Consider the following 26,443-nt stretch of genomic DNA (forward strand, 5'->3'; position numbering starts at 1 on the left):
GATGAGTGTTGTAGAAACTCTGCGAGATCTTTCAGAAGTCTGGAAACTATTTGGTAATATGCCAGATGAAACGACACTTAATGCAGAACTCACTGCTTTGTTTCTCGGTATTAGTATCAAAACGCTTGCTCGATATCGACAAAATGGTGGTGGACCACCTTACGTTCAGTATCAATCAGAAGACAGTAAAGCGAGAAACCAACGGATAAATTATGTTCTTGGAGATCTTCGCTCCTGGCGAGATGGCCACAAAGTCAAAAATACTATGCACGCAGCTCAGATTAGAGGCCTAACTTTCACCTCATTGAGTGATTTCACTGAACCTCAACCCTTCTGGCAAATGACCAACGATAGTGGTTCTGCAAACAAAATTATATCACATGGACTGACTATCCCTGATGATGATTTCAGACAACTTCTGTCTGAGCCTAATGCAGAAGTGATCTGGCTCTCAATAGAAGAAGCTCTCTTTAAGAAATGGGATAATAAAGACGGACGGACTATCTGGCACTTAGTATTTACATCAGCATTAAACAATATGGTTCTTGCATCGGAGGCTGAACAGGAAAGACATATGCTGGATGATATTTTAATATGGCAAAATGATGAATGAAAAAAATTTGAAATAAGTGGGTTTTTTCTCAAATATCATAAAGTGTATTTTTTTTATGAGTTTACAACAACTATTATGTTGGTTGAATAAGGAATTTTAGCATGGAAAGAGAGTTAACATATATCCCATACAACATAAAATTTTGTCCTTTTAAGGATAGGCATGAAATATCTATAAAGATACTAAATGAAAGGTATGGGATTAAACTTTGTGATTTAGATGTAAGTCCTATAGACACTTTAATTAATATTTATCACACTCTTATACCTCAAAAGAAAAGAATAATTATCGAATCCGTTGACTTCAAATGCCCAGATAAAGAAAAGAAAGGGTATGCAAATCTACGATCTAATATACTAAATGGAAAAGATTTAAATCCACATCTTAGCAAACAGATCTTCAATCCAAAATTTAATGATGGAATGCATTTGGATTTCGGAATATATCATCTTCACTTGGGGGTTGATTTTGAAAGAGACAAAAGGGGGAATTATTTCTCTGAGAGATCTGGTCCCTTGCTAGTTGCATATATTACTGATGATGAAGTTTATTGTATAGGTATATTCGAGCATTCATCAGAATTGTGGTCAAGTAGTAAGCCCATAGAAATCATTGATATAGAGTGGCCTTATTTAATCGAAGATAATAAGGTAAAATATGCTAAAGATATTTCACCTATAATCGAAGATAAAGACAGAGGTAGACTTAGGAAACTAGGGCTTAATACGGTTGTAACGTTACCAAATGGCAATCATTATCAATGGTTAGGCGGGGGTATCGCGGCATCAGGAGGAAGTGCTAAAGCTGGTATGTATGTTGCACGTAATAATGGCTTAATCTACAGGGCAACACTAACGTTTATTAAAATGATTGTTGAAAATGATAGTTTTAAAGACAATATTCCAATTTACTATGGGGATATTGAACTGAATCTAATTAGTATCCCTGATAGCAAATTTTCTGCAATCGATAAAAATTCAGGCATCATTTATCATTTTAACTTTTATCAAAAAGAGCGTATGGTAATAAATCCAACATATTTGCCCAGGTACGCAATATTTCATACTGGAGTTGAGATGACGACACTCTCAATAACCATAAATGCTATATTAAAAGTAAATAGAGGTGATAGTATTAATGCCTATTTACAATATCCATCTATTTATATAATTCCTAATTAAATACCAAGTGCTTTTTAATTGAATAATCATTAGCGATTAACGTTCTCTACTAGTAGAAAATAGTAGAGAATTTTTTTGGAAATACGTGCAAATCAATTTCTCTATTTCAATTTAATTCAAAGTGGCACTCTAACATCAGAATGACATTGACATTTATAACCTAAAATAGTATCTAACATAATGTTAACTTATTTCTCTCTAAACATTTCAATGTTAAAATTATTTCCAAAGGGATTTATAGCGTCGAGTTTTTTATAGTTATGGTTATCAATTATTACTCTATATGATTGACTTGCACCATTAGCTATCATGTCTTCAACTGCCGGGAACTTCTTGTGTGTGATATTTTCTAATAGAGATAAGTCTTTAAGATCTATACTTTCGCCATTGTAAATAACTTTCTCAGGCGTTGATTTCAAATTGTTTAGAGAAATAATTAATTCTTTGTCATTGATCTCCCAATCGCCTGCACCATTAATTAAATAAGAAACATAAATATCAGAGTTATCAATTTTATCCGCTTTGTAAGACATTTTACCGCTAACGTTATATTTCCCATTAGAAAAATAAGATGTCTTGTCCTTTATATTGACAATAATTTTCTTGTCATCATACGAATATGAATAATTTGCTGTCCAGGTTCCAATTATATCGTCTTTCTTGTGCATATCTGGTGGGTTAGGAAAGAAATATGAATATATTCCGAAAAGAGAACCAGCAGCTCCGATAATAATCGGTAATCCAATTAAAAATGATTTCACTACTCTCTTCATGACAAACCTTCCTTAGCAAATGCATTCATAAACAGGATAGTATTGTATCATGTTTTAATTCTCAGTGATAAACCAATCAAAATAGCCATGTATAATATAGCTATACATTAAAAAAGAGAGTGCTAATTATTTTGGAAAAAATGGGTAGGTTTAATCACTGTCTTTGTGTAACGTTTTACATTTTATTTAAGTATCTGGTTTTAACCTGCAGTTATAAAGGTTTTAGTTGTTCTCAGATAAGCAGAAAGGAATCCCCCCTTAACCTGTAAAGAATAATCCAAAGGTTAGGTAATTACTTTTACATTACTGTATACAATGTATTTAAATGTTATTTGAAATCAAAAGATTACTTCCACAAAGTAAATATAGGGGACTATATTTTCACCTTAAGGTGAAAATATGGCCGACTCTCTCATTGGGACAAGTTATATAAGGTGTGTAAAAAATATTTAAAATAAATTTGTAACTTGCTAAAGATTTATGTTACCTAATAAATGAAAATATTTAGGGGGTAAATATGACTGGGAATTATTTGGTGAGGAAAATAAAGGCGGCAACAGGTGAGCGATTTTGTATGATATTAGATACAAAAACGGGTTTGCCACTCTATTACAATAATATTTATCTAACGCTGTTAAGCAGAGTAAAAGGAAAGTCCTTCAATACTATATTAAGAAACGCCTATATTTTGATACTGCTTGAGGAGTATTTGGTGAAACTTAATATCAACTTAAAAGAAAGAATGAAAAAAAAGACGCTTTTAACTTATACAGAACTATACTCCTTAACCGAAAGTCTAAAGTTAAAAAGGAAAGATAAAAAGGTTTTAGAAATTAATGGATATGGGAAATTTAACGCCGATAACTTGCATTATAGACTTGCTGTTATTAGTGACTATATTTCTTGGTATTACGAATCATATTATTGTGGTGCATTAAATGAGACAAAATCGATTATTGAAATGTTTAAGTCGAATGTTCAGAAACACAAGCCAAAAATTCAATCAAAATTGTATGTTAGCGATAATTTTAAATCTTTAGAGGTCGAGAATGTGGCAGAGCTTTTTAAATGTTTAGAGCCTTCTAATAACAATAATCCTTATGATGAAGGCAGTAGAGTGAGGAATCAATTAATATTACTTGTGCTACATGAAACGGGAATGCGTGGAGGAGAGCTTCTTAATTTAAGGATTACCGATTTCAATAGTGAAAAGAAATTTCTGAGAATTACTAAAAGGGTGAATACACCAGAGGACCCAAGGATCATACAACCTCTCGTAAAAACGTTGGAACGAGATTTGAATATTAGTAAAAAACTCACCAATTCAATTAATGAATATATTGAAAAAGATAGAGTTTTCTACACAAAAAAAAGAAAGCATGATTACCTCTTCGTCACTCACAAATGCGGGCCTACAGAAGGATTACCCCTTACGATTAGTGCATATAATAAAATAATAAGGAAAATAAGAGAAATACAAATTCTGGGTCCAGAATTTCGCAATTTTACAGGCCATACGATGAGACATACCTGGAATCATATATATAACTTAAAATATATCGGAGTAACTGATGTAAATAAAATATATCAATTGAATGTAATTAGGTGTTTAAGAATGGGTTGGGCCATTAAATCTAATTCCGAACTGATTTATAATAATCGATATATTCATGAGCAAGCATTGAAGGCATTCGAAGATATGGATCTTACAAGCAAAATAATAACGAAAAATTTAGAAGGAGGTATTGATGAAAACATTGATTCAAGAAAATTACTCGGTATTAAAAACAAAAGACAGCGAAAACGAATTTGACATTAACGATAGTTGTTGGGTTTTGAGTAGAGATGTTAAGTTGAACTTTTTACAGTTTGACAGAAAAGTAAGTAAATATTTATTAAACCGCATAAAAGAAACCCTTGCTTACACCGCAGTAAATTTTAGTTCAGCTTATACGAGAAAGTTTTTCTTCGCTATTAATAAATTGGTTAACTTCAATAAAGGTGTATTGAAAAGCTTTGAATATGGGGTGGTTAAAAGGTTTTATAATGCATATTATAAATCGAGCTATACACATGTAGAAAGTCTCAAATATTTCCTGATTAAGTTTCATGAATTGCATGAAGAGTTATTGAACAAAGAAGTTTTAGACTTGGTGTCAAATTGGAAAATAGACAAACCTAATAGAACGACAGGAAAGATTGAAAAGGGTATAAGTTCAAGACCCTTAATCGAAAAAGAATTAGTAGGGTTTCTTAGTAAAATTACAGAAAGATATAATTCTGGTGACATTAACATGAAAGATTATCTAATGGTCATGCTAATGATATATACGGGAAGGAGACCCATGCAAATCGCTCAACTTAAAAGAAAGGATCTTTATTCTAAAAATGAAGTCGGCTATTTAAAAATGCCAAGAATAAAACAAGGAGGAAGGTTTAGGAGCTATTTCACTGAAGTTAAGGTTGGTGCTAACCTATACAATTCTTTATCTAAATTAAAAGCAGTTATTAAAGATTTTATAGAGAATGAGTTAGATAAAAAGTTAAGTCATGAGGAGCTTGAAAATCTACCTTTGTTCATAGACTCTTATTTTTTTAACGTTACATACGATTTGAAGAAACTTTATGAAAACAACTTCACTAACTTGCATATGAATTCAAAAAAAATAACAGAAAGACTTAAGTCTGTTTATAGGACCGTTAACGATTTAAACAATGACAGTATGCCCACGATCAATTCGCGTCAGCTAAGGGCCACTTTGGCTACAAGAGTTGCACAAAAGGGATATGGATTAAATGTAGTGGCTAAAGTCCTGGATCATACAAATTTGAAATCAGTTTTATGTTATGCAAAAAATAATGAAGAATTTTCTTTTAGAATAGACGAAGCAATCAATGATTTGATACTACCCTATGCGTCATCATTTTTAACTACAGTTAATGACACCAAGCAAAAGATAAATAACGATCTCATGTCCATAATAAAGCACACTAAGACTTTAATATCCGATTATTCTGAAGGACCTGAAGTGGACACAATGTCTGAATTTGTTTCGGTTATAGAAACTAAAGTTATTTCATTAGTTAATTTCTCTAACAATATGGATGGTGAATTATGAATGTTATTAATAATACTGCTTTCGAGATTTTTTCTAAGGGTGTAAAAAAGCAGGTTGATGAAGATGGCGTAATTAATTGGTTTGATTTGTCTTGGGGCAGAGGAGTTGCATTTAAACAGTTAAATCTTCACGAGGGAAGTAAAGTTAATATGACAAATCATTTTCAAGAGTTAGCTAAAAGCTTAATATATCGAGAGTGCTTCCCTAATATTCATAAGACTCTAATATATTTATCAACAATAAAAATTATGGAGTATTCATTTGAAATATTGAAAGTCGCACCTCATATAGTTAACATTAACAATGAAGTTATAACTTACATAGTTGAATGCGCTGTGAGAAAATATTCACTTGATAGAGCTTGTGCAATTGAAAAAGCTTTAAAGGAAATGTTGGGGATTTTAATCTTAAATAATATTTTGCATCCGCGAGTTAATGTATGGAGTGTTAGGTTAAGGAAGAATTCCTACCTGCCCATGAGAAATATTCCGGCAGAAAATGGAGTGAAAAAGAAATTACCGGAAGATGAAGTAATAGATTTCACTGGTAGAGTGTTCTATTCTAACTGCAAAAATGAGAGAGATATTTTTACCAGTGCAGTTATCGCATTACTTCTTTGTGCTCCCACTCGAATATCTGAGATCATGAGCCTGGAAGTTGATTGTGAAGTTGAGGGTAAAGATTCTTCTGGTAACCTAAGCTATGGTATTCGTTATTACTGTGCAAAGGGTTATGGTGAGAGTATAAAATGGATTCCCAGTAATATGAGGCCAGTTGCAAAGTTAGCAATTCAAAGGCTGAAAATGTTATCAAAATCAGCAAGGCTGATCGTATCAATTCGTGAGCAGGGGGAGTTTAGATTTTATGAAAAATTGGGTGTAAACCCTAACGAAACTTCTTTCTGCAAGCAGTTTTACAATTTAATAAATGTAGAAAATAAGGATAGTTTAAATATATATAGTAAAGAAATTTTAGCGAGAATTGAAAGTGAAAGTATAAGTGCAAAAGAACTTTGGGAAGAAATTGTAAAATATGAACAGAGCCAAGATTCCTGGAGTAGTTCTAATAAAACAATAAATTTAAGCAATCAACTCCTTCTGTTGAATAAAGATCAATTACATATGAAGAAAGGAACTGATTTATTCAAAGCTTTGCCTGCAACCATAAAAATGTTTCATGCCGATTTCAAAGCAAGGTCTGGGAAAGGAAAACATAATGCTCTTAATTTCTTTCAACGCCATAAATCATTACAACCCGAAGGTATGAAAGAGGTGTTTAGAAGTCATCAGCCAAGGCATCTTTTAAATACTCTTGTTCAACGTTCTATACTATCTGACATTGAAATAGCATTTTGGTCGGGCAGGCGTAATATTACACAAAACCAAGTTTATGATAATAGAAGTGCTGAGGAGTTAAGAGAGGATGAGAGAAGAGTGCTGTATGCTGATGAAATCATATCTGACGTAAGTGCAAAATTTGAAATTATTTCGAAGATTAGAGCATACCTGGAATCTTTAAACCGAACATGTGAGTTATATTATAGTGAAATAGATTTACGGAGTCAGAACATGTTTAAAAAAGAAATTGATGATATTAATAAAAACATAAATTATCTAATAAATTATTATACAAGAGAGGTTGATAATGAGTAAAAAATTTAGTGATGAAGATATTAGATTTATTTTAGACAAAATAAATAGTTGGGAAGGTAAAGATATAAAATGGGATTTGGTGTGTGATTCTCTTTGTGAATATTTCTGCAAAAGACCAACAAGGCAAGCTCTTTCACGTCACCCTGCAATTCTATATGCATATAAGAATATAAAGCATAGGGAACACGCTGTTGTAGTGCCTGTTAAAAAACCACAAACTATCGCTCACGCTGCAAATAGAATAACCAAATTAGAGTCAGAAAATGCAAGGTTAGCTGATGAGAATTCTAGATTGCTTATTATGGTTAGAGATCTTCAAATGGTTGCATATAGTAAGTGTATTAGAGAAGATCAAATTAGTTAAAAGTAAGAGGGGAATAATTATTTTTCATTATGATAACTTTTGCCTATTGATCTTTGTTGAAAACATGATAAATTTAAATAGTCAGGATGACAATAATAGATTGCAAGGAAGCAACCATATGACAAAAGAAAATAAAACTCTATCTAAAGAAGAGCAATTTATCATACTTATTGATAAATATATTACTGATACATACTCTTCCGGTGATGGGATGTTCACTTATAATTTGTATTTAATCTTCGTGGGCTATCATCTCAAATACTTCCACCCTCAAGCTACTTATAGTAGTTCGATTAGTAACATTGATAATATAATGCAAATGTTTAGTAGCGTGTTCAAATGCATGAAAAGCAATTTTATCAAAACATTAAAAAATAAAGAGGTTCTTTTTTTTCAACTAAATGCACTGGTAGATTACATCGAAGTAAATCAAGTAAGATTAGAACAAGTCTACGTTGAATTGAAAGCTCAGTATGAGCAGCGTGAGATAAGTAGAGAGATTCTAAATAAGGGAAGTTCGAGAAAGAGAGCAAGGTTGTGATGATTTAGAAAAAAAGCTCCCAGAAGGGAGCTTTTTATAAGGGAATTAATCATTAATTGCCGATCACTTTCCAGCCATCGTCAGTTTTGAGTAATCTTATCGGGGTTGTTCTATTTTCATTATTGATGTTTATTTCTGCATTACACTTGTAACTTTTATCGGATTCTTTTGCACAATCAATTTTCTTAACAGAGTTAAGTTTTCTGAGCATTTCTTGTGATGCATTTGGATTAATGGCTCGAATTGCAGAATTCCCACTTTCAATCGATTTATTTAATGCCACAGATATATCTTGCTCAGATGGTTCGCTATCGCAACCTGCAAGCAGGAAAGAAGAAATTATAACTGCTGCAACCAAAGTATATTTTTTCATTTTATTTCCCATATAGACAATTTTTGATTGTGTTTAGGCTTATCTCGATGAATCTTCGATGTTTATCAGACTGAAGTAAAAACGTTTGTACCGATCGATGTTGCATTCATGATAGGCATGACCTATCAAGAATAAACTATCGATCTGTTAAACCGATCGATCAATCTCGTGAAATCAATGGATTAATCCCTACTTTCGATATGGTTGCTTTCAGGCCGATGAAATTGGTTGTTATCTTTGTTGTTTAAGATTTGCAGTAAACTGAGAACGAACAGGAGGGGGAAAGCGGTGAACAGTGAAGATGTTCTTAAAGTTTCTGACTGGATACAATAAAGAGAAACCTACTTTTTTCAATAAGTTAATCAATAAGAGCCATGAGTTAAAACGAGTAACGTTTGCAGATTTACTTCTTTGTGAATTTTGTAAATCGAAAACGGCGTTGATTATGCGTTTGCGTTTATCCTCCTTAACATCAATTTTTGAATCGAGAGAAGCAATTTTCTCAGAAATGGTTAGTGCTTCCCTGACTGTGTTGAATACCATTTTTGCAGGAGCAGGAGCAGGAGCAGGAGCAGGAGCAGGAGCAGGAGCAGGAGCAGGAGCAACTGGCCTGGTATGCAACAGTAGCGAGTTGTCGCGTTCAGGTTCGTAGTTGAGAAGCTTTTGAAGATTCGCCCAAGAGTAGCTCTTACCCAATTGTGAAGCTTTGAAAGCTATATCGCGGTAGGAGAATGAGAACCCGTTCATTTTTCCTGTTTTTGAGACGTTCGCCGTCCAGGAAACCTGAGCTTCTCCGATTCTTTTGATAAAAGTTTCTAGATTGGGTTTATCCGTCAAACATTTATCAATGATTTGTTGTAGGGATTTCTTGGGACAGGGCAAGCCTGTCCGTTGAGAAAGCATCTCTTCATTGCGTGAAAGCTTACGCTTTGTTTGCTTCAGTTGTGTTCTTACTGTTGGGGTTTTAGTAAGGCCATGAGCGATTTCAAGTTCGGAAATTATCCGACCACTTATAAGACTTTCATGTCTGCCCAAGTGAACCTTATCAGACAAGGAATCTACTCGATTGGCAATGATATGTATGTGTTGACCAGCGGCATCATCGTGTAGGACATAACAACGAAGGTGAGTGTCACTGAAACCTAACTGCTTCATGTAATCGTCAGCAATTTTAACCCACTGCTCTTGGGTTAGCTTATCTCCACAAGGCAATCTAAGTGAGTTGTGCCATGCGGGTTTTGCTATGTCGGTTCTGAGCATACTTGCTGTGTCGAACTCTGAGATCAGTTCCTTTACACAATCACCTGTCATGTTGCCCCCTATCACAATGGGAGCTTCACTATGGTGAGAACCAGGCTTCAACACATACTTCACGACATTGATAAAGTTTTTGTGTCTTTTAATCCGTTGCATCCCTTTCATGCGAGAATTACCTGACGGATGGTTCAGAAGCTATAAGGCACGAACGAAGCTCATTAATCTGTCTCTTTACTGCGAAGATCTCTGTTTTCGTTAGCTCACTATTACTGCTTTTGGCATCAAGATGGCTTATAAGGCGGTTTAGCTTCTGGGATATGTCAGACAATGATTTCCAGGCTTCAACATTTATAGCAGGAACGACAGGAGGAAACCTATCAAGAGAGGTTAATCGAAGCCATTCGCCTTTACTTTTGTTTCCACGACTGGAATTAAGGGTCTCTAATTCTTCTTTGTTAAATCGAACACTGACACAGTGTATTCGCAACGATTGAGTAGGGGATTTATGATCGCAGGCTGGCTTGAAATCTGTATAGGATAAGGTAATTGTTTTACTCATAGAAACTCCTTTTCATATTTGTATGTTTGTATTCGCTTATAGTGAGCAATTCCTTTGCAACACTTATAATACAGTTATATTAGAAATACAGTGTATGTCAATCTTCGTGCTTAGATTTTGATTTTCTTTTTTCAACGGAACGGCGAAAAAAGCAAGGGACAAGAGAAGCGGAGCTTCTCTTAGTCATACCTTGCAAATATTCCTATATATAATTTAAAATCTTAGGCCATATTTTATTTCTCTTTCTTTAAATGCATCCTGACCTCCCTCCAGAATTTCACATACATGTTGTCTTATACCCATACTCTTTAGGAGGCAAGTATCCTGTACTTTTTCAAAAGTATTTTCAAGTGCATTGACGATATATTCAAACTGATACTCTTCATTCTCACCATCTTTAATTTGACCAGTTTGGTTTGCAACAATAACACATTCTGAATCAGCAGAAACAACAAGGTTTGCATTATGCGTAACTAATAATATTTGTCTCATTTTTTTTCGCTGTTTAATAAACTTATTCAACTGTTCATATATGGTTCTGTTGTCTAAATTATCTTCTGGTTGGTCTATTAGTATCGGATGTGATGCGTTGCTTAGATGCAACAATAAATTCAAAAGAACTAATCCTCTTTTACCTGGAGACATTTTTAATATTTCATCATTATTATAAATGATTTCATAATCAATAAAGAAATAGTCATCGTAGAGTGTATAAAAGATATCCTTTTTAGTAATCCCTTTCTTCACTTTTGGACATGTTTCTTTCTTTGTATTCGCTAAAATCGTGTTGATTTGTTCTATATGGTTTTCTACATCAAAAGCAAAAAGTTCTTTAGGGTCATATGCATCACCCATTAAAAGTTGTAAATTTCCTCTCATGTCAAAATTATCTATGAATTTACCAAATCCATCTTTATTAAAGCTCAGCTTGGGGATTATTTTCATATCATCAGAAATGCTATATTGTTCGGATGATAACTCAATCAGAAAGTCTTGATATAAAGACATCAATTCTGCATAATTATTTTGTAGATTAGAAAGATTATCTTTTGCATCTAATAATAATTTGTCTATTACTTGTTGCAGTCCATTTATTTTACTCAACTTTTCCCTTTCGATACTTATCTTTTTGGTAAATAAGTCGAGACTTTCTTTCTCCTTAACTTTTAACAATAAAGGATTGATCTCTAACTCTGATTTTTCTTTTATCCCTGTTATTTTATCGATAAGTTCCGGGGTTTTATTTATTTTCAAATCAAAATACTTTTGAGTTTCTAAACGAATATTGTCCATACCCTTTTCGATAATGGCATAGTATTTTTTTGAAAAAATAGCAGTATCTGCAACACTTAACGAGGATGCTAAATCAGATTTTAATGCATTAGTGTAATCCAAAAACCTTTCGTGTAGACCAGTTATTAGTTTTGTGGAATTTAAACGATAGTTCTCAACTATTCTCAATCTATTCTCAGAGTTTTTTATAATGGTATTGAGTTTATTGTATGTTATTATTTCTTGCTGATTGAACCCTGACTTTTCTCTTAATTTTTTACATTGCTCTTCTAATGAGCTGATCTCTTTTTCAATCGAGGCCTTATCACCAATCTTATTTCTTTCATCACATAATGTTGTGTAATTATCTGAGAATGACTGGTGGAGTTCAATTTTTTCCTTTATCTCTTTGTTTTTTGACTTAATTTCAGAGTCTTTAACTTCACTAAATTCATTAAAATCTCTATTCTGCTTCAGAATCGACTCGATAAGTTTTTTGAGCTGATTTTTTCCTTCAGCTTCTGCCAGTTTATTAATGTATAATTGAGGTATATAAGTTATAGGTTTTGTATCTTCTAAGTTAGAGAGCAAACTAATACTTCCATCATCCCACTCTACCTCAAAGTCAATACCTTTTGTATCATAGTTGTCGGTGTCAGCTAAGTTTATATTTTCTAAAACAGCATTTTTATTTATAGTCGCTGCAATGAAGTAAAGTAAGAGTGATTTCCCAGAAGATTTTCCACCTATTATTGTATTCAAATCTTTATTGAAATATATCCAGTCCTTGGGGAACTTTTTATCTTCACATATGAATCTTGCTCTTAATATAGTTTGATATCCGGCTTTTGTCTGTGGGTGAGACTCTTGGATTTTAACTCTCGACTCAGGCTCATATATTATTTGTTTCAGCCCATCGAAGCTGAGATCAGCTTTTATCCAGGTATGCCTATTATCGTCAGGTTTAAACATCTTATCTGAGGAGTGTGCATCTGAACCCCAAACACAAGGTTTTAGGTTTCCAAACTCTCTCAAATAATCTTTTATCGTCTCGTGCTTTTCACCTTTGCAAAAATCAATAGTGCCACTATTTGAAGTGAAGAGCATGTGTGATTGCATTATGAGATGCTTCCGAACAGCATGGCCTTGACTTTTCCAACTGACTTTACTTAGATCTTCATCTGCTGGTAAAGCTAATATGTATTTTCCTTTGAATTTTCCGTTCGTGTTTAATATTTCTTTGAGTTCATCAAGATTGAAGCATGAATTTATCATCCCTACAAATAAAGGATTTTGTCCAGCAAAACTATCTTGATGTTGGCATAGTTTTTCGCCAAATTCGATTATATTTTCTTTTGTGAAATTTCTTCTGTCTGTTCTGGCACCTGGTTCTGAATAAAAATCAAATTTCAGACAGTTTATAATTTCTTTTTCTATGATTTCTGGGGCAATAGAATCACATACTAAGAGATGGTAGTTTACTTTTCTATTCCACTTTAAATCTGATTCTTTTCCGATAACTAATTTATCAATTCTGAACTCGATATTTGGTAATACCTTTATTTCTTTCACTAACTCATACTTTTCAGCACCTAACAATTGCTCCATTTTTTGAGGGTTAGATAAGTAGTCATTTTTTATTTTTTTATATCCATCTATGAAAAAGTAATCAGTAATCCCTATTACTTTTACATTTTCTTCAATAGCTTTAGTGAATAAATCAACAATATATTTATCCCAGTCGTCTCTATATTCGTTTCTCAAAACTGATGCAGGAGTATGGACATGAAGATCCCATTTATTCCATTCTGAGCCTCTACTGATCATTTCTTTCTCCATCTGAATTTAAATTTATTTTTATTTAATAGGTTGCTCATCTAAACCTATTTAGAATATAACTTACATCTGAGTGCATAAGAAGTATTGATTCGTTGTTGTTTGATGACTTGGAATATATTCCTCTAAACAATCTGCTTTGTTTTTTTGTCAATCTTTCAGGTTTTTTAACATAAGTATATATTTCAAGCTCTTCAATCGTGCATACTCTTCTGACTTTGTTAAACAAACCTACTTTATTCAATATATCGAGTTTTCTTGTGTCAATTGCATAAATGACTTTTTCAATATTATTGATTTTTGCTCTTATAGTATCAATTGCGGTGGAAGGACTTGTTACTGTTGGCGCTTTGACCCAGAGCGGTTCATGGTGAAATAATCGATTTCTATATTGTCTTAAATCAAATATCAAATCGCTTAATTCTTTATTTATTTTTGATTGGTCAGGGTTAATAGATGAATAATTTTTGAACGCAGCGCTTAAAGACTTAGGCCAAAGATATTTATCATTCATCCCAGGGTTTTTTGAGATAAACTCTTTATTCAAAATATAATGCCATGCTGAGAAATCGGTTGCTGCTATGATTTTATCGTGAGACCATGTAGGTATAATGCTTGTTGCGGGTAAATTATCCCACGGCTTTAAACCTAATCTTCTTTTCTCAAAATCGATCCATTCCCTGTCCAGCTTATCAATAGCTGAATCAATTTTTTTCATAAAATTAGTCGAGTTGATGTTCTTATTACAATAGATCTTGTTCCACCAATAATCGCCAAATCTTTTCTTCGCAGCATTGTCTATAGTATTTCTAACTGTAATTTCTAAATTTTGAATTAAAGGGTATAAATTCCCACCAACTTGCTGGCACCATAGATAGGCTCCATAGAGTTCATAATCGTTAGAAGTTTGAAAGGTTATTTGATAACTGTTTATTCTTGGAAGCGAGACCAAATCTAAGATTGGTGTATAGTTAGTGGTTTTCGGCAAGGTTCTATCCTCCTTTTTTAGATTAATATAAATTATATATTGACAGTTTGCACTCTTTTGTGTAAGGTTCTTTTATCAACTCGATGCCTGTGTTGTCTACTTCCCCTCTTTGTAGGTTCTGGTTGCACACATTGTAAAGGCAAAGCGCAGTCGAAAGCCCACCGCTGGTGGGCTTTCACCTTTCTAGCTCCCGATCATTTTTGCTTTCTATCACACCTATATCGTTTTCCTGTATACCTCACACTTTTGAAATCATAGGCGACTCAACCAAAATATTTCTCATTAAACCATTTTTTTCATTGGGTTATATTGATTCGGCGATTTAATGCGATACGAAAAAAAATTTTCATCGGCAGGCAAGTCTCCGAGCTTCCAAATACGTATCTCGCCTGAGCTACTCGCTCAGCTTGATTAGGTCGTAGCAAAAGACGGTGTAAGTCTCGGCAATTGGTTCAAGGAATTTGTCCGTAAATAGTTTCGCAAGCAGGGAATTGAGCCGAATGAATAACAAGTTTTTATCGCCGAATAATGTAGCCCATCGGTATACCAAAATCGATAATTGGATATTTATTCTATGTTTATCAATAAATTAACTTTCAAAAAAAGTACTGCTGCATCATTGGGGTGTGAGAATCGAGTTTATCGGTATTATTCATGTGGTTATGATTTATAGTCCATTGAATTTAAAGTTAATTGTGATTTTTATTATTATCGTTAGCTATCACATGATTTTACGGTTAACACGGAAATCTCGCTATCAATGCCGGCACAACAGCCGATAAAAATAAGCTATGAGCTTGAAACAGAAGGGGGTGTAATTGCAACCGTTCATCAAGTCCTTTTTCCAGCCGATATACTAGCCCAGCAGCCCTAAAACTGACATAGGTAAAAACTCGAGGCTGCTCGCAAACGGCGCAGATAAGCCCCTTGATTTAGGGGCCAGGTAATATTCTGATGGCTGATAAGGTAGGCGTTATTGAAAGGCAGGATTGGCGGGGAATAAAGCGTGAGCAGTTTGATACCACTGATCGGCTTGTGCTGTTTCCTTCTGATACCGAGCAATCATGATCAGACTTTGATAAACATTAGGATCATTGTGCAGTTGAATGTACTGCTCTGCCCATACCCTAAATTGACTCAATAACAGCGGGTCAGGGTGCTGGTTAAATTGCAATAATAGATTAATATATCTTATGTATTGATACCTTTCCCATTGGATATAGGGATTGGTCAGGCTATCTAAAGGCTGCATGTCAACCAAGCCGCTTCTTTCGGTCAGTGTGAGCACCCGGCCGGTTTTAAAGCCTGTCACCATAAATACTAGAGTGCATAAGGCCGATAAAATAATGGCAGTGTGTAGCCACTGTTGCCAGCGGGTTGGCACCCATGTGGTGGATTGCAGCATATCTTCCGTTACCATCAGGCGGCCAAGCAAAATAAGCACTAACCAATGGGCTGCTGATTGATAAAGGGGGAACTCGGTCATCAAATGCAACGCAATCGGCAAGGTGAGAATCCACAAAGGGAGAACGGTTTTTGGTTGCATTAAGAGCGGTTTCACATAGCCGATTGCCAATAGCAACATCCCGATCAGCGCGGCAATGCCTCCCTCAACCCAACCGTAAAACACTTCATTATGAGGGTGGGAAGGATAAGTTAAGTAACCAGGAACCTGCCCGTTCTTCGCCAATTCATGGGCAAAGCCTGACTCGAAACTACCGTATCCCCAGCCCTGCCATGGGTGCTGTTGTATCATCTGCCAGGTATATTGCAGTATCAGCCAGCGCTCGGTGTTGCTGGCATCTTTGGATACATGCATACCGATATTCATCTGTTCCAACAGATAAACGGCGGTCAGTAAACTCAGCAGGCTACTTAGCCACACCCAGGCTATTTGTCGCTGACGCCAGTAATATAGCGACAGCAATAGCAAGGTTGCTATCCCGCCAACCCAACCGATCCTCGATTGCAACAGCACCAATAAGCCTGGGAATACCAGCAGGGTAAGTATGCTGATACCCCGGACTGCCCGATTGCCCGTTAGCATAAACAGATAGATTGCAATGCTATAACCCGTTGCCAGATAACTGGCCAGCACATTGGTTTGCTGGAATATGCCATAAGGGCGCTGCGCACTATCAAATTCCATCCAATTATCGGATGTAAAAACAAAAAATTGCAGCAGAGTCAGTACTGCTTGCCCCCAGGCTGATAAGAGTATGAGCACCAGCCATCTCTGTCGCAGGACTACATTCAGTTTCAGGCGGAACAGCCCCAGTAGCAGTATTATCCCGCCCCACAGGCCTAAAATCCGCGGTAACCAGGCAGCGATATGTTGTAGTGAGGCAGGAAATAGCCCCGGCAGGCTTATCATCAAGGCACCAAACAGCAGCCACAAACGGCCGGGAGGGTTCACAAGCTGAATGGCTTTAGTATGGGGTAAATAGAGTGTTATCGTCAGCAGCGCCATCATGGCCCAGATGACTATATTGGCAGGAAGATGAAGCCCAGCCCCTCCTCGGTTGATTTCATAGTGCATCATGGTGGCAAAGGTAATGGCCATCAGCACCATAACAACAAGGTTGAGCCCTTGTTCTGAGAGTGTGGGTCTTATAGATGGGGGTAAACAAAGTTTCATTTTTCTATCAACAAGTAACTTATATAGCTAACGCAGTGTCTTACGGCAACGGGTTAACTCATTGTCCAATATTGGGGTTATAACGGCTCAACGGGGGAGTGTCTGGCAGCAATCAACCGTGACTCATTATCACTTTTGAGCCGATATCCTGCTGAAAAACAGTATGTTTACCCTAAGTTGATGGCTGTTTTATTTTTTTTCAGGGTGCGCAACAAACCAGCGTAATGAGTTCATCACCTTGGTTTCTGACATTCTGGCCCTGTCCTCATCCACTAGCTTCATTAACACTAACCTTGCGGTATAAATATCTAATTGTGCTTTATCCGCAAGCTCTCTGGTTTTCGGCCAATTAATAACCGGAGGAGGAGAATCAGTAAACTGCTCTTTTAAAGAGTTACAGTGATCTTCCAAGATACCCATTACTTCTTCTTTTCTCTGACTCTTCGGTTTCATTATTTTTACTCCATTTGATTTATATATTAAGAATGTGCGACTTTAATTTACCTATATTCTGCATTTGCAAATAGTGCATCCTACATTTTATAAAGACATTTCCTACGAGCTTGGTGACTGTTCTTACATTAAAGCGGCTGAGTTCTTATTTATTTTTTTGTTTTTTTATATTCTGTGTTTTTTACACGTATCATAGACATTAAATTTAACTTCTTTTTATTTTTTTACTCCATAAAATAAATAGGGTTTTTGATCCTCCTGGATAAATAAGTGGTGCTTTTGGCTTTTTTCAGTAAATTTCATTAAAATCAATTGCTTGGTGTCTTTGTTTTTGGGTTGGTTAAGCGTTTATATACAAAAATACTCAGTTACACTATGCGTTTATCAATGTGTCAATACGGATATATTAGGCTATTGCCAAGGTTTTTATGCTCTCTGGTATAAAGTGTTAAGAATTTAATGTCGATTATAAATTGGGGTGTGAAATAAGCAATCATTAATTTTGGCAAATCGTTCTTTAGCGATCAAATGTGTCGACATGCTTATTTTTGGAGTTTTATGTGTCGAGGGTATAATGTTTATCGATCAATCTTATCGATTTTGTTTCATTACTGTAATTAATTAAGTTAAACACTCTGAATTTTATCTATTTGAATTAAATATCTATCAACTGGAAGTCTATATTTGTATTATCTGCCTCGAACAAAAAAGAGCTTTAAACGTTATTTGCATTTTTTTAATGTGTGGCTGGTTACTAATTCCCACATGTTGACTTTATGGCTCTATGCAGTTCTCAGCTTGTCATTTGGTATTTTAACGGCAAGAAGCAACATGCATTTGTATTTTAAAACAACTTTTATGCAGTATTTGTCTTGGCTTTATCAAGGCAAATCAGCGTATTAAATTTTAATTGTGTATAAAGGAATCACGTAATGAAACTGAATAAAACGATCTTGGCAGCAGGTTTGGTATTAGGTTTTGCTTCTATGGCTAACGCCGCTGATCAGGGTCACGGTACTGTGACTTTTACTGGTTCAATTATTGATGCACCTTGCTCAATCGCGCCTGAGTCAATTGACCAGACTGTAAACCTGGGTCAGATCTCTAATGTTGCTTTGCAGAATGGTGGCAAATCAACGCCACGTAACTTCCAGATCAAACTGGAAAACTGTGACATTACGACTCTGGACACTGTTACTACTACTTTCAGCGGCATGGAATCAACAGCCGTAACTGGCCTGCTGGGCTTCACTGGCGAAGCTGAAGGTGCTGGTATTGCCATCACTGATGGTTCTGGTTCTGTTGTTTCTCTGGGTCAACCAACTGCTGGTCAGACTCTGGTCGGCGAAAACAACACTCTGGTTTTCTCTGCTTACCTGCAGGGCAGCACTGCTTCTGACGCGATCAAACCAGGTAACTTCTACAGCGTTGCAGACTTCACGCTGGCTTATCAATAAGCACCCCCTTTTTTAATTGGACATGCGGATTCTTCCGCATGTCTTTTCCTCTTGAAAGAGATATGTGTTGGATGAGCTAGGTGATTTATGTCCAGGTCATTTTTTTTGCTAGTGCCTCCTTCCTTACTGATGGTGTCTTTGGTGAGTCTATCGGTATTGGCTGATCCCATGAAAACAGATTGGGGCCGCGTGAGTATGGAAGGAAGTATTACTGACACTGCCTGTGCGATAGACCCCGGAAGCCTGGAACAGACCATTGATATGGCGATCTTACCCATAAGTCAATTGGTTGAAAACGGCGTGGGCAATGAGCATCCATTTGAGATTCGCCTACTGGATTGTCGGTTGGCTAATGCGGATCCTGAGAAGTCTAATCGCCAGCATTTCGCGGTGTCATTTGACGGTGCTGCGGACGGCAATAATTTTGCTGTTTACGGTGATGCTGAAGGGATTGCAATACAAATTGTTGATGACAAAGGCAATACCACTACGCCTGGCGTACCGTCACCTGAGATAAATATTATCCCTACCGATATGAAACTCAATTATGCCCTGCGTTTAGTGGGCAATGGCAAGGTCCTGCGTGCTGGAGCTTATTATTCCAGTGTTCATTTCAAATTAGATTATTACTGATTTCAATGAGTAAGGTGACATATTCCATGGTATCCGCTCCTTCCATCACCAACGGTGCTGCCCGTCGTGATTTATTGCGCATTTTGATTGCCGTTGCATTAAGTGGCAATGCTTATGGGGCGCAAACCAGTGATGATATTCAGTTTAATACTGATGTATTGGATACCAAGGATCGCGCCAATATCGATCTGAGCCAGTTCTCCCAGCGCGGTTTTATCATGCCGGGGAATTATAACTTATTGGTTCATATGAATAAACAGGAAATCAATGAGCAGCCGGTGGTGTTTTATGCATCGGAACAAGATCCTAAAAAAAGTGAGGCCTGTTTATCACCGCAGTTGGTTGAGCTGCTGGCATTGAAAGAAGATAGTGCCCGGCGACTGACCTGGTGGCGTAATGGTGAATGTTTGGATATCAAAAGCTTACCCGGTATGACTGTGGAAGGCGATTTGGCGACATCATCACTTTATCTGAGCGTACCTCAAGCTTGGTTGGAATACAGTGCCCCCGATTGGGATCCGCCTTCTCGCTGGGAAGAGGGGATCTCTGGGGTTATTTTTGACTACAACCTGCTAGGGCAACTGAATCGCCAGGAAGTAAGCAATAGTAGTAACAATACCTTAAGTGGTAACGGAACCACCGGGGCTAACTTAGGTGCCTGGCGGTTTCGTGCTGACTGGCAGTCGCGTATTGATCAGGCTTCCGGTACTCAGACTGAACGCCAATGGGACTGGAGCCGTTATTACGCCTATCGCGCAATACCGAGCCTGGGCGCCAAGCTCACGTTGGGTGAAGATTTTCTAAACTCAGCGATTTTTGACAACTTCCGCTTTAGCGGGGCGAGTTTAGCGACCGATGACAATATGTTACCGCCAAATATGCGTGGCTATGCACCGGAGATTAGCGGGGTTGCCCGTACCAATGCGCGGGTAATCGTTAGCCAGCAGGGCCGTGTATTGAGTGAAACTCTGGTGGCTGCGGGCCCATTCCGTATTCAGAACCTGAACAGTTTTGTGTCCGGCACCTTGGATGTGCGAGTCGAAGAGCTTGACGGACAAGTACAGCAATTCCAAGTGAATACAGCCAGTATTCCCTATCTGACCCGCCCCGGTATGGTGCGCTATCGCGTAGCTGCCGGTAAGCCGTCGGATATTAGCCATAGTGCTGAAGGACCGGCATTTGCCACTGGGGAATTTTCCTGGGGGATCAACAATGGCTGGTCATTGTACGGCGGCGGAATTGGTGGCGAAAACGAATATCAAGCTGCATCCATGGGGGTTGGGCGTGATTTGATGGAGTTTGGTGCGCTGTCGGTTGATATGACTCAATCGTGGGCTACTTTACCCGATCAAGGCACCTTGAGTGGTGGTTCTTACCGAGTCAACTATTCGAAAAACTTCCAGGAAACGGGCAGTCAGGTCACTTTTGCGGGTTATCGCTTCTCTGAGCGCAACTTTATGAGCATGACTGACTATCTGAATGCACGTTATCGCGGGGGAAGCATTGGTGGGAATAAAGAGATGTATACCATCAGTTTCAACCAACAGTTTAGTGATTTAGGGCTAAGTGCCTATCTGAATTACAGCCATCAGACCTATTGGGAACGCTCAGCGAATGACCGCTATAACTTGTCGTTAGCGCGCTATTTCGACATTGGCAAAGTGAAGAACATCAGTATGTCATTGTCGGCATACCGTAACCGGTATAACAACAGCAATGATGACGGGGTGTATTTGTCCTTGTCTATGCCGTTCGGTAACAGTGCGACGGTGAGCTACAGCGCCACGGTCAGCGGGCGCGAAAACACTCAACGGGTGGGATATGCCGATCGTCTGGATGACCATAACAGTTACCAGCTTAATACCGGTGTAGCACGTAGCGGAGTATTGGTGAGTGGTAACTATAACCACATGGGTAATAGCGCGGATATCAATGCCAACGCCAGTTATCAGGAAGGGCAATACTCTTCTGTTGGTGTGGGTATTCAAGGGGGGGCAACGCTGACGGCTGAAGGTGCCGCATTACATCGAGCCAATACTATTGGTGGTACGCGTTTGTTGCTCGATACCCAAGGTGTTGCTGATGTGCCGGTTCAGGGATATGGCTCAACGGTGAAAACCAACCACTTTGGTAAAGCTGTGGTCAGTGATGTGAATAGTTATTACCGCAACCGGGCTAGCGTTGATATTGACAACTTGAACGACAACGTTGAGGTCACCGGATCAGTAGCACAGATGACTCTGACTGAAGGGGCGATTGGTTATCGTCGCTTTAATGTGATTTCCGGTGAAAAAGCGATGGCTATGTTACGTATGGCTGATGGTACCTCACCACCATTTGGGGCCACCGTATTAAATGAAAACCAGCAAGAAACCGGCATTGTTAACGACGATGGTTCTACCTATCTCAGTGGTATCAAAGCCGGTGAAACCATGTCAGTACACTGGAATGGACAAGCGCAATGCAACATCACACTGCCGACGGTGATTTCACCGCAAGTGCTGGTGAATCTGCTACTGCCTTGTCATCCGATAGTACCGGGGGATAAACCCCCAGTAGCACAATAATAAGTTTCAGAAATAGGCCAGATGGCTAAAGCCGGTTCAGGTAACCGCTATATCTCGGTGCCGCCAGGTTCTGACAGGATTAATTGAAGGGAAAAGTAATGAAATTGAATAATAAACTGCATATCACGGCGATTCTGGTGACGGCACTTATGGCTCAGCAAGCGACAGCAGCGATTGCGCTGGATAGAACCCGTGTGATCCTTAATGGCAGCGATAAATCGATCAGTCTGAATATCAGCAACCAGAATAAGCAGTTGCCTTATCTGGCGCAGGGTTGGATCGAGGATGAGCAGGGTAACAAAATCAATACGCCATTGACGGTTGTTCCTCCGGTTCAACGAGTAGAAGCGGGTGCTCTTAGTCAGCTAAAAGTACAAACCTTGCCTGCGGTGAGCCAGTTGGCGCAAGACCGGGAAACCTTGTTCTATTTTAACCTGCGTGAAATTCCACCCCGGACGGAAAAGCCCAACACGTTACAGATTGCCTTGCAAACGCGCATCAAACTTTTCTACCGCCCAGTTAGCATCGTGCCACAAAAGGCCGATATGTCGACACCTTGGCAAGAGAAGTTACAGCTAACGCGTCAGGGCGATCGTTTTCAGGTTAATAACCCGACACCGTATTACATCACGTTGGTCGATGCCAGTGACAGCAAAGCTGGGAAAACGGCAGACGGCTTTAAGCCGCTGATGATCGCACCAAAAGCGCAGGCCATGCTGGACGTTAGCGCAGGTGCGTTAGGCAGTAAACCGGTACTGACTTACGTCAATGACTTTGGCGGCCGACCAAAACTGATATTTGGTTGTACAGGTAGCACGTGTTCTGTTGTGGAACGTATCAAATAACAGTGTATTGCGGTACAGCGCATAAGAAGACTGGGCGGATGTCAGGCTGAACGATGAATAAGGAATATGGGATGACTGTTGTTTGTAGGGGAATAGTTACCCGGCGGGCCATGACGTCCATCTTTGGGATGACAGCCATCGTAGGGGCAACGGCCGCTGTAATGACAATGTTGTTAAGTAGCTCAGCATGGGCATTAAATAAGTCCGCGACAGTCAATGTTTCGGTCTCCATTTTTGCCGCGCCACCTTGCGTGATTAACGGTAACAACACTATCAACGTTAATTTTGGCGATACCATCCTGACATCAAATATTGATGGTGCTAACTACATGCAGCCGGTGAATTACACATTGAACTGTACTTCGGCCGCCTCTAATGCACTGAAATTAAGCATTAATGGTAATGGGGCAAATTTTGATACCACTGTCTTGAAGACGAGCAATTCAGGTCTGGGGATCAAGTTGATACGTAATGGGCAGTCATTCCCACTGAATACGGCATCTAACTTTACCTATCCGAATATTCCTGTATTGCAGGCGGTACCGGTTAAACAAACAAATGCAACGTTGAGCACGGGCTATTTTTCCGGCACAGCGACCCTGGTTGTGGAGTACCAGTAATGAAAATTAACTCACTGATTTCACGTTGTTCCTTTGCGGCGGTGCTAGCTCTTGGCAATACGGTGGCTTATGCGGACAACATGTTGTTCTCCGGCACATTAATTAATCCTCCGCCCTGTGTGATTAACAATACCGGCACCATTCTCGTCGGTTTTGGCGACGATATTCTGACTTCACAAGTTGATGGTGTTCAGTATATGAAGCCGGTGACCTATACATTGAATTGTATTGGGGCAGTATCCAATGCGCTGAAAATGACGATTAAAGGCAATGGGGCGGGTTTTGATTCCAGTGTCTTGAGCACGAATAATTCGGCACTGGGGATCAAATTGCTACGTAATGATCAAGCATTGTCACTGAATAGTACTTTCAACTTTTCCTATCCAACTATCCCGGTGTTGAAGGCCGTGCCGGTCAAACAACCTGGTGCAACGTTGAGTGCGGGCAATTTTTACGGTACAGCAACCATGGTTGTGGAGTATCAGTAATGAAAAACGGATCACTGATATCGCGTTGTTCCATTGCGGTAGTACTGACACTGAGTAGCACGCTGGCGTATGCGGATGACATGTTGTTCACGGGGACATTAATTAACCCCGCCCCTTGTGTGATTAATGGGGGCAATACGATAGATGTGCCTTTTGGGGAAAATCTGGGCGTGAACAAGATTGATGGCACCAACTACACCAAGGCTGTGCCTTACAGTGTTACCTGTGGTGCGGCAATTCCCGGCATGGATTTGGGCTTGACGATTATCAGTGCATCAGTCACCACATTTGATGCTACGGCGCTACAAACCAATATCCCTAATTTAGGTATTCGTCTGCTGAAAAACGGTGTGCCTTTTGCACTTAATACTCGTGTTGTTTATGACAATAACAACCCGCCAGTATTTCAGGTGGTACCAGTTAAAGCATCGGGTGCAACATTAAGTGAAGGTGCCTTTGAGGCAACCGCTACATTATTAGTGGATTATCAATAGGATCAACTGATGGATAATGGAAATCTGCCGATGCGTCGCTGGCGATATATTCTGGCTATTCTGATTCTGAATATCACTTGGGTGCTACCGACTTTGGCGGTCGATAATATGCGTTTTCATGGTGCTTTAGTTGCCGAGCCATGCACTATACGCCCAGGAGATGAAACTATTACGTTGGGTTTTGGTACTGTTGTCGATAAATATCTCTATTCGAATCAACGAACCTTGGGTAAGCAGTTTCAAATACATTTGGTCGATTGCGATATTACTCTGGGTACGACTGCGAAAATCATGTTTACTGGCAATGATAGCGTTAATTTACCGGGGTTATTAGCTGTTAACGGTAGTAGCAATAATATGGGCGTAGCCATTGGCCTTGAAACGCCAACAGGTAAACCTTTGCCGTTGAATCAAAGCAGTGATGAGATTTTATTGAGTGCTGGGGGGAATGTTATCACTTTGAAAGCTTATGTTCAGGGTGAACCAGATGCTATTGCTCAACGAACCATTCAGCGTGGCGAATTTAATGCGGTAGCAACCTTTAGTCTGGAATATTATTGAGTGGTGAGTTCTCCCCGATTTTATTTCAATACCAATATGTTGATGCTGGAATTTATTATCAACAGCTTAAGTGCTGATAGAAACCATGGAACTTAAACGAATGACAAAGCCTAATATGCGATTAAGTCATCAATATTGCTGGCTAATCGCTTGCGTGCTGTTTTTATTTCCGCTTTATAGCCAAGCGAGTGCCTGGGTTTCGACACAAACGCGAACAGGTGGTCAATATACTGGAACATTCTCCTGGCCGACTGAGGAGTTGAGTAACGTACTTTGTACCTCCTCATCTTGTTCTGTGGCGATATGTCACTACTCCACTCTTGAAGCTGAACGGTGTGTTAACCCGAGCGGGGCATCAACGCGAGTCATTGTTTCTCAAGGAGCAACGGCGAAGACCATGCGAGATGCGTTTGTCAGTCGCAATGGTGCTTCTGGAAGTTGGAGCACCACGACTCCTGTATTGAGTTCATCAAACACCTGTTTTGGTATTCTCTATTGGCAAGGGACTGGTGATTTAAACTTTACCGGTAATCAGATCCCCGGCTCTTATTGTGGTGCGGTTCCTCCAACGCCAGAAACCTGCGAAGTTACCAATGATGTCTATATCAATCACGGTTCACTTAATCAGCAAAATGTTGATGGTGCGATAAAAAGTGAACCGCTCATTATCAACTGTACTGCCAGAACATCGGTGAAATTAACGCTGGTCGGCGGGAAAAGTATTAATCTTGGGCAAAATGGCAATCTAACTTCAACCTTAAAAGTGTCAGGGCAAGACCTATCCAATGGCGTGACGGTAACGGCAGCTATAGGTAATACCCCTTTCCCGATAGAATCAACACTTCATGCGCCAGCATTGCCTGACGCAGGTACATTTAGCGGTAGTGGAGTCGTTATTATGTCTTACTTCTAAATGTAGAATTATATGCATTCATTACCTGAGTGCATGATGATTATGAATATTAAATAGTGCTTTGACTTGGCTGTTTTTATATTCATAAATTGGGTTGTTTTACTGTTATTTTTATATGGCAGGAATATCCCATGGCATTTATTTATATCTCATCCAAGATTAAATAAATGCTATTTTTAAGTTGTAATATGTTGCGTTAATATAGTATAACGCTGTTGCGTTAGATTAGTTAGGTGTTAGTCTATA

The 26,443-nt window shown here is 38.3% G+C and carries 24 protein-coding genes; 16 read left to right on the forward strand and 8 right to left on the reverse strand.

Going from position 1 to position 26,443, the window contains the following annotated elements; translation table 11 throughout:
• The first annotated feature begins 1 nt into the window (after window position 1).
• Both A6J67_RS07800 and A6J67_RS07805 read left to right on the forward strand, forming a co-directional pair.
• Complete coding sequence (locus A6J67_RS07800; protein ID WP_080608121.1) at window positions 2–613, forward strand: hypothetical protein; 612 nt, start codon at window positions 2–4, stop codon at window positions 611–613.
• A gap of 101 nt (window positions 614–714) precedes the next feature.
• The gene (locus A6J67_RS07805) at window positions 715–1,794 is read left to right on the forward strand and encodes a hypothetical protein (protein WP_080608122.1); all 1,080 of its coding nucleotides are present in this window, start codon (window positions 715–717) and stop codon (window positions 1,792–1,794) included.
• A 188-nt stretch (window positions 1,795–1,982) separates the two neighbouring features.
• On the opposite strand, the gene A6J67_RS07810 is transcribed toward A6J67_RS07805, so the two are convergent.
• Window positions 1,983–2,567: a hypothetical protein gene (locus A6J67_RS07810; protein ID WP_080608123.1), complete on the reverse strand. Its 585-nt coding sequence runs from the start codon at window positions 2,565–2,567 to the stop codon at window positions 1,983–1,985.
• A gap of 517 nt (window positions 2,568–3,084) precedes the next feature.
• On the opposite strand from A6J67_RS07810, the gene A6J67_RS07815 reads away from it, so the two are divergent.
• The 5 genes from A6J67_RS07815 to A6J67_RS07835 all read left to right on the forward strand — a co-directional run bounded on the left by A6J67_RS07815 (window position 3,085) and on the right by A6J67_RS07835 (window position 8,243).
• Window positions 3,085–4,380 carry a tyrosine-type recombinase/integrase gene (locus tag A6J67_RS07815; RefSeq protein WP_226967887.1) on the forward strand — a complete coding sequence of 432 codons (1,296 nt, stop codon included), beginning with the start codon at window positions 3,085–3,087 and terminating at the stop codon, window positions 4,378–4,380.
• Window positions 4,316–5,686 (forward strand): site-specific integrase, encoded by a 1,371-nt coding sequence (locus tag A6J67_RS07820; RefSeq protein ID WP_080608124.1) that lies wholly within the window; start codon window positions 4,316–4,318, stop codon window positions 5,684–5,686. The genes A6J67_RS07815 and A6J67_RS07820 overlap by 65 nt, the downstream gene beginning before the upstream one ends.
• The gene (locus A6J67_RS07825; protein WP_080608125.1) at window positions 5,683–7,338 is read left to right on the forward strand and encodes a hypothetical protein; all 1,656 of its coding nucleotides are present in this window, start codon (window positions 5,683–5,685) and stop codon (window positions 7,336–7,338) included. Before A6J67_RS07820 ends, A6J67_RS07825 begins: the two co-directional genes overlap by 4 nt.
• A complete protein-coding gene (locus A6J67_RS07830) occupies window positions 7,331–7,702 on the forward strand; it encodes a hypothetical protein (protein ID WP_050323215.1) in 372 nt (123 codons plus the stop codon). The genes A6J67_RS07825 and A6J67_RS07830 overlap by 8 nt, the downstream gene beginning before the upstream one ends.
• A 118-nt stretch (window positions 7,703–7,820) precedes the next feature.
• Entirely contained in the window at window positions 7,821–8,243 is a 423-nt protein-coding gene (locus A6J67_RS07835; RefSeq protein ID WP_080608126.1) for a hypothetical protein, read from the forward strand.
• Window positions 8,244–8,295: 52 nt separating this feature from the next.
• On the opposite strand, the gene A6J67_RS07840 is transcribed toward A6J67_RS07835, so the two are convergent.
• From A6J67_RS07840 to A6J67_RS07875, 7 genes are all read right to left on the reverse strand, one after another.
• On the reverse strand, window positions 8,296–8,616 hold the full coding sequence (locus A6J67_RS07840; RefSeq protein WP_080608127.1) for a cell wall-binding protein: 321 nt from the start codon (window positions 8,614–8,616) through the stop codon (window positions 8,296–8,298).
• Between the two features lie 231 nt (window positions 8,617–8,847).
• Entirely contained in the window at window positions 8,848–10,038 is a 1,191-nt protein-coding gene (locus tag A6J67_RS07845; RefSeq protein ID WP_080608128.1) for a relaxase/mobilization nuclease domain-containing protein, read from the reverse strand.
• Window positions 10,039–10,045: 7 nt separating this feature from the next.
• On the reverse strand, window positions 10,046–10,432 hold the full coding sequence (locus tag A6J67_RS07850; protein ID WP_050323211.1) for a hypothetical protein: 387 nt from the start codon (window positions 10,430–10,432) through the stop codon (window positions 10,046–10,048).
• A gap of 213 nt (window positions 10,433–10,645) precedes the next feature.
• Entirely contained in the window at window positions 10,646–13,531 is a 2,886-nt protein-coding gene (locus A6J67_RS07855; protein WP_105165823.1) for a TrlF family AAA-like ATPase, read from the reverse strand.
• Between the two features lie 46 nt (window positions 13,532–13,577).
• Window positions 13,578–14,528, reverse strand: a complete 951-nt coding sequence (locus tag A6J67_RS07860; RefSeq protein WP_192945366.1) for an Abi family protein — start codon at window positions 14,526–14,528, stop codon at window positions 13,578–13,580.
• Window positions 14,529–15,501: 973 nt separating this feature from the next.
• Window positions 15,502–17,091: a PglL family O-oligosaccharyltransferase gene (locus A6J67_RS07870; protein ID WP_301280537.1), complete on the reverse strand. Its 1,590-nt coding sequence runs from the start codon at window positions 17,089–17,091 to the stop codon at window positions 15,502–15,504.
• 264 nt (window positions 17,092–17,355) lie between these two features.
• A complete protein-coding gene (locus tag A6J67_RS07875; RefSeq protein WP_032905500.1) occupies window positions 17,356–17,619 on the reverse strand; it encodes a faeA-like family protein in 264 nt (87 codons plus the stop codon).
• A gap of 932 nt (window positions 17,620–18,551) precedes the next feature.
• Between A6J67_RS07875 and A6J67_RS07880 the strand changes: the two genes are divergently transcribed.
• The 9 genes from A6J67_RS07880 (at window position 18,552) to A6J67_RS07920 (ending at window position 26,197) form a co-directional block, all read left to right on the forward strand.
• Complete coding sequence (locus A6J67_RS07880; protein WP_005181762.1) at window positions 18,552–19,076, forward strand: fimbrial protein; 525 nt, start codon at window positions 18,552–18,554, stop codon at window positions 19,074–19,076.
• A gap of 129 nt (window positions 19,077–19,205) precedes the next feature.
• Entirely contained in the window at window positions 19,206–19,709 is a 504-nt protein-coding gene (locus tag A6J67_RS07885; RefSeq protein WP_192945371.1) for a fimbrial protein, read from the forward strand.
• A gap of 26 nt (window positions 19,710–19,735) precedes the next feature.
• Window positions 19,736–22,276, forward strand: coding sequence for an outer membrane usher protein (locus A6J67_RS07890; protein WP_042568514.1), 2,541 nt, complete (start codon window positions 19,736–19,738; stop codon window positions 22,274–22,276).
• A gap of 98 nt (window positions 22,277–22,374) precedes the next feature.
• Complete coding sequence (locus A6J67_RS07895) at window positions 22,375–23,121, forward strand: fimbria/pilus periplasmic chaperone (RefSeq protein WP_005181782.1); 747 nt, start codon at window positions 22,375–22,377, stop codon at window positions 23,119–23,121.
• Between the two features lie 71 nt (window positions 23,122–23,192).
• Window positions 23,193–23,741, forward strand: a complete 549-nt coding sequence (locus A6J67_RS07900) for a fimbrial protein (protein ID WP_042568513.1) — start codon at window positions 23,193–23,195, stop codon at window positions 23,739–23,741.
• Window positions 23,741–24,229 carry a fimbrial protein gene (locus A6J67_RS07905; RefSeq protein ID WP_050072560.1) on the forward strand — a complete coding sequence of 163 codons (489 nt, stop codon included), beginning with the start codon at window positions 23,741–23,743 and terminating at the stop codon, window positions 24,227–24,229. The genes A6J67_RS07900 and A6J67_RS07905 overlap by 1 nt, the downstream gene beginning before the upstream one ends.
• Window positions 24,229–24,723 (forward strand): fimbrial protein, encoded by a 495-nt coding sequence (locus A6J67_RS07910; RefSeq protein WP_042568511.1) that lies wholly within the window; start codon window positions 24,229–24,231, stop codon window positions 24,721–24,723. Before A6J67_RS07905 ends, A6J67_RS07910 begins: the two co-directional genes overlap by 1 nt.
• A gap of 9 nt (window positions 24,724–24,732) precedes the next feature.
• Window positions 24,733–25,284, forward strand: coding sequence for a fimbrial protein (locus tag A6J67_RS07915; RefSeq protein ID WP_050089247.1), 552 nt, complete (start codon window positions 24,733–24,735; stop codon window positions 25,282–25,284).
• A gap of 100 nt (window positions 25,285–25,384) precedes the next feature.
• On the forward strand, window positions 25,385–26,197 hold the full coding sequence (locus A6J67_RS07920) for a hypothetical protein (protein ID WP_032905504.1): 813 nt from the start codon (window positions 25,385–25,387) through the stop codon (window positions 26,195–26,197).
• Window positions 26,198–26,443 lie beyond the last annotated feature (246 nt).

This window comes from Yersinia sp. FDAARGOS_228 (genome assembly GCF_002073315.2).
GTDB classification, from domain to species: Bacteria; Pseudomonadota; Gammaproteobacteria; order Enterobacterales; family Enterobacteriaceae; genus Yersinia; species Yersinia intermedia.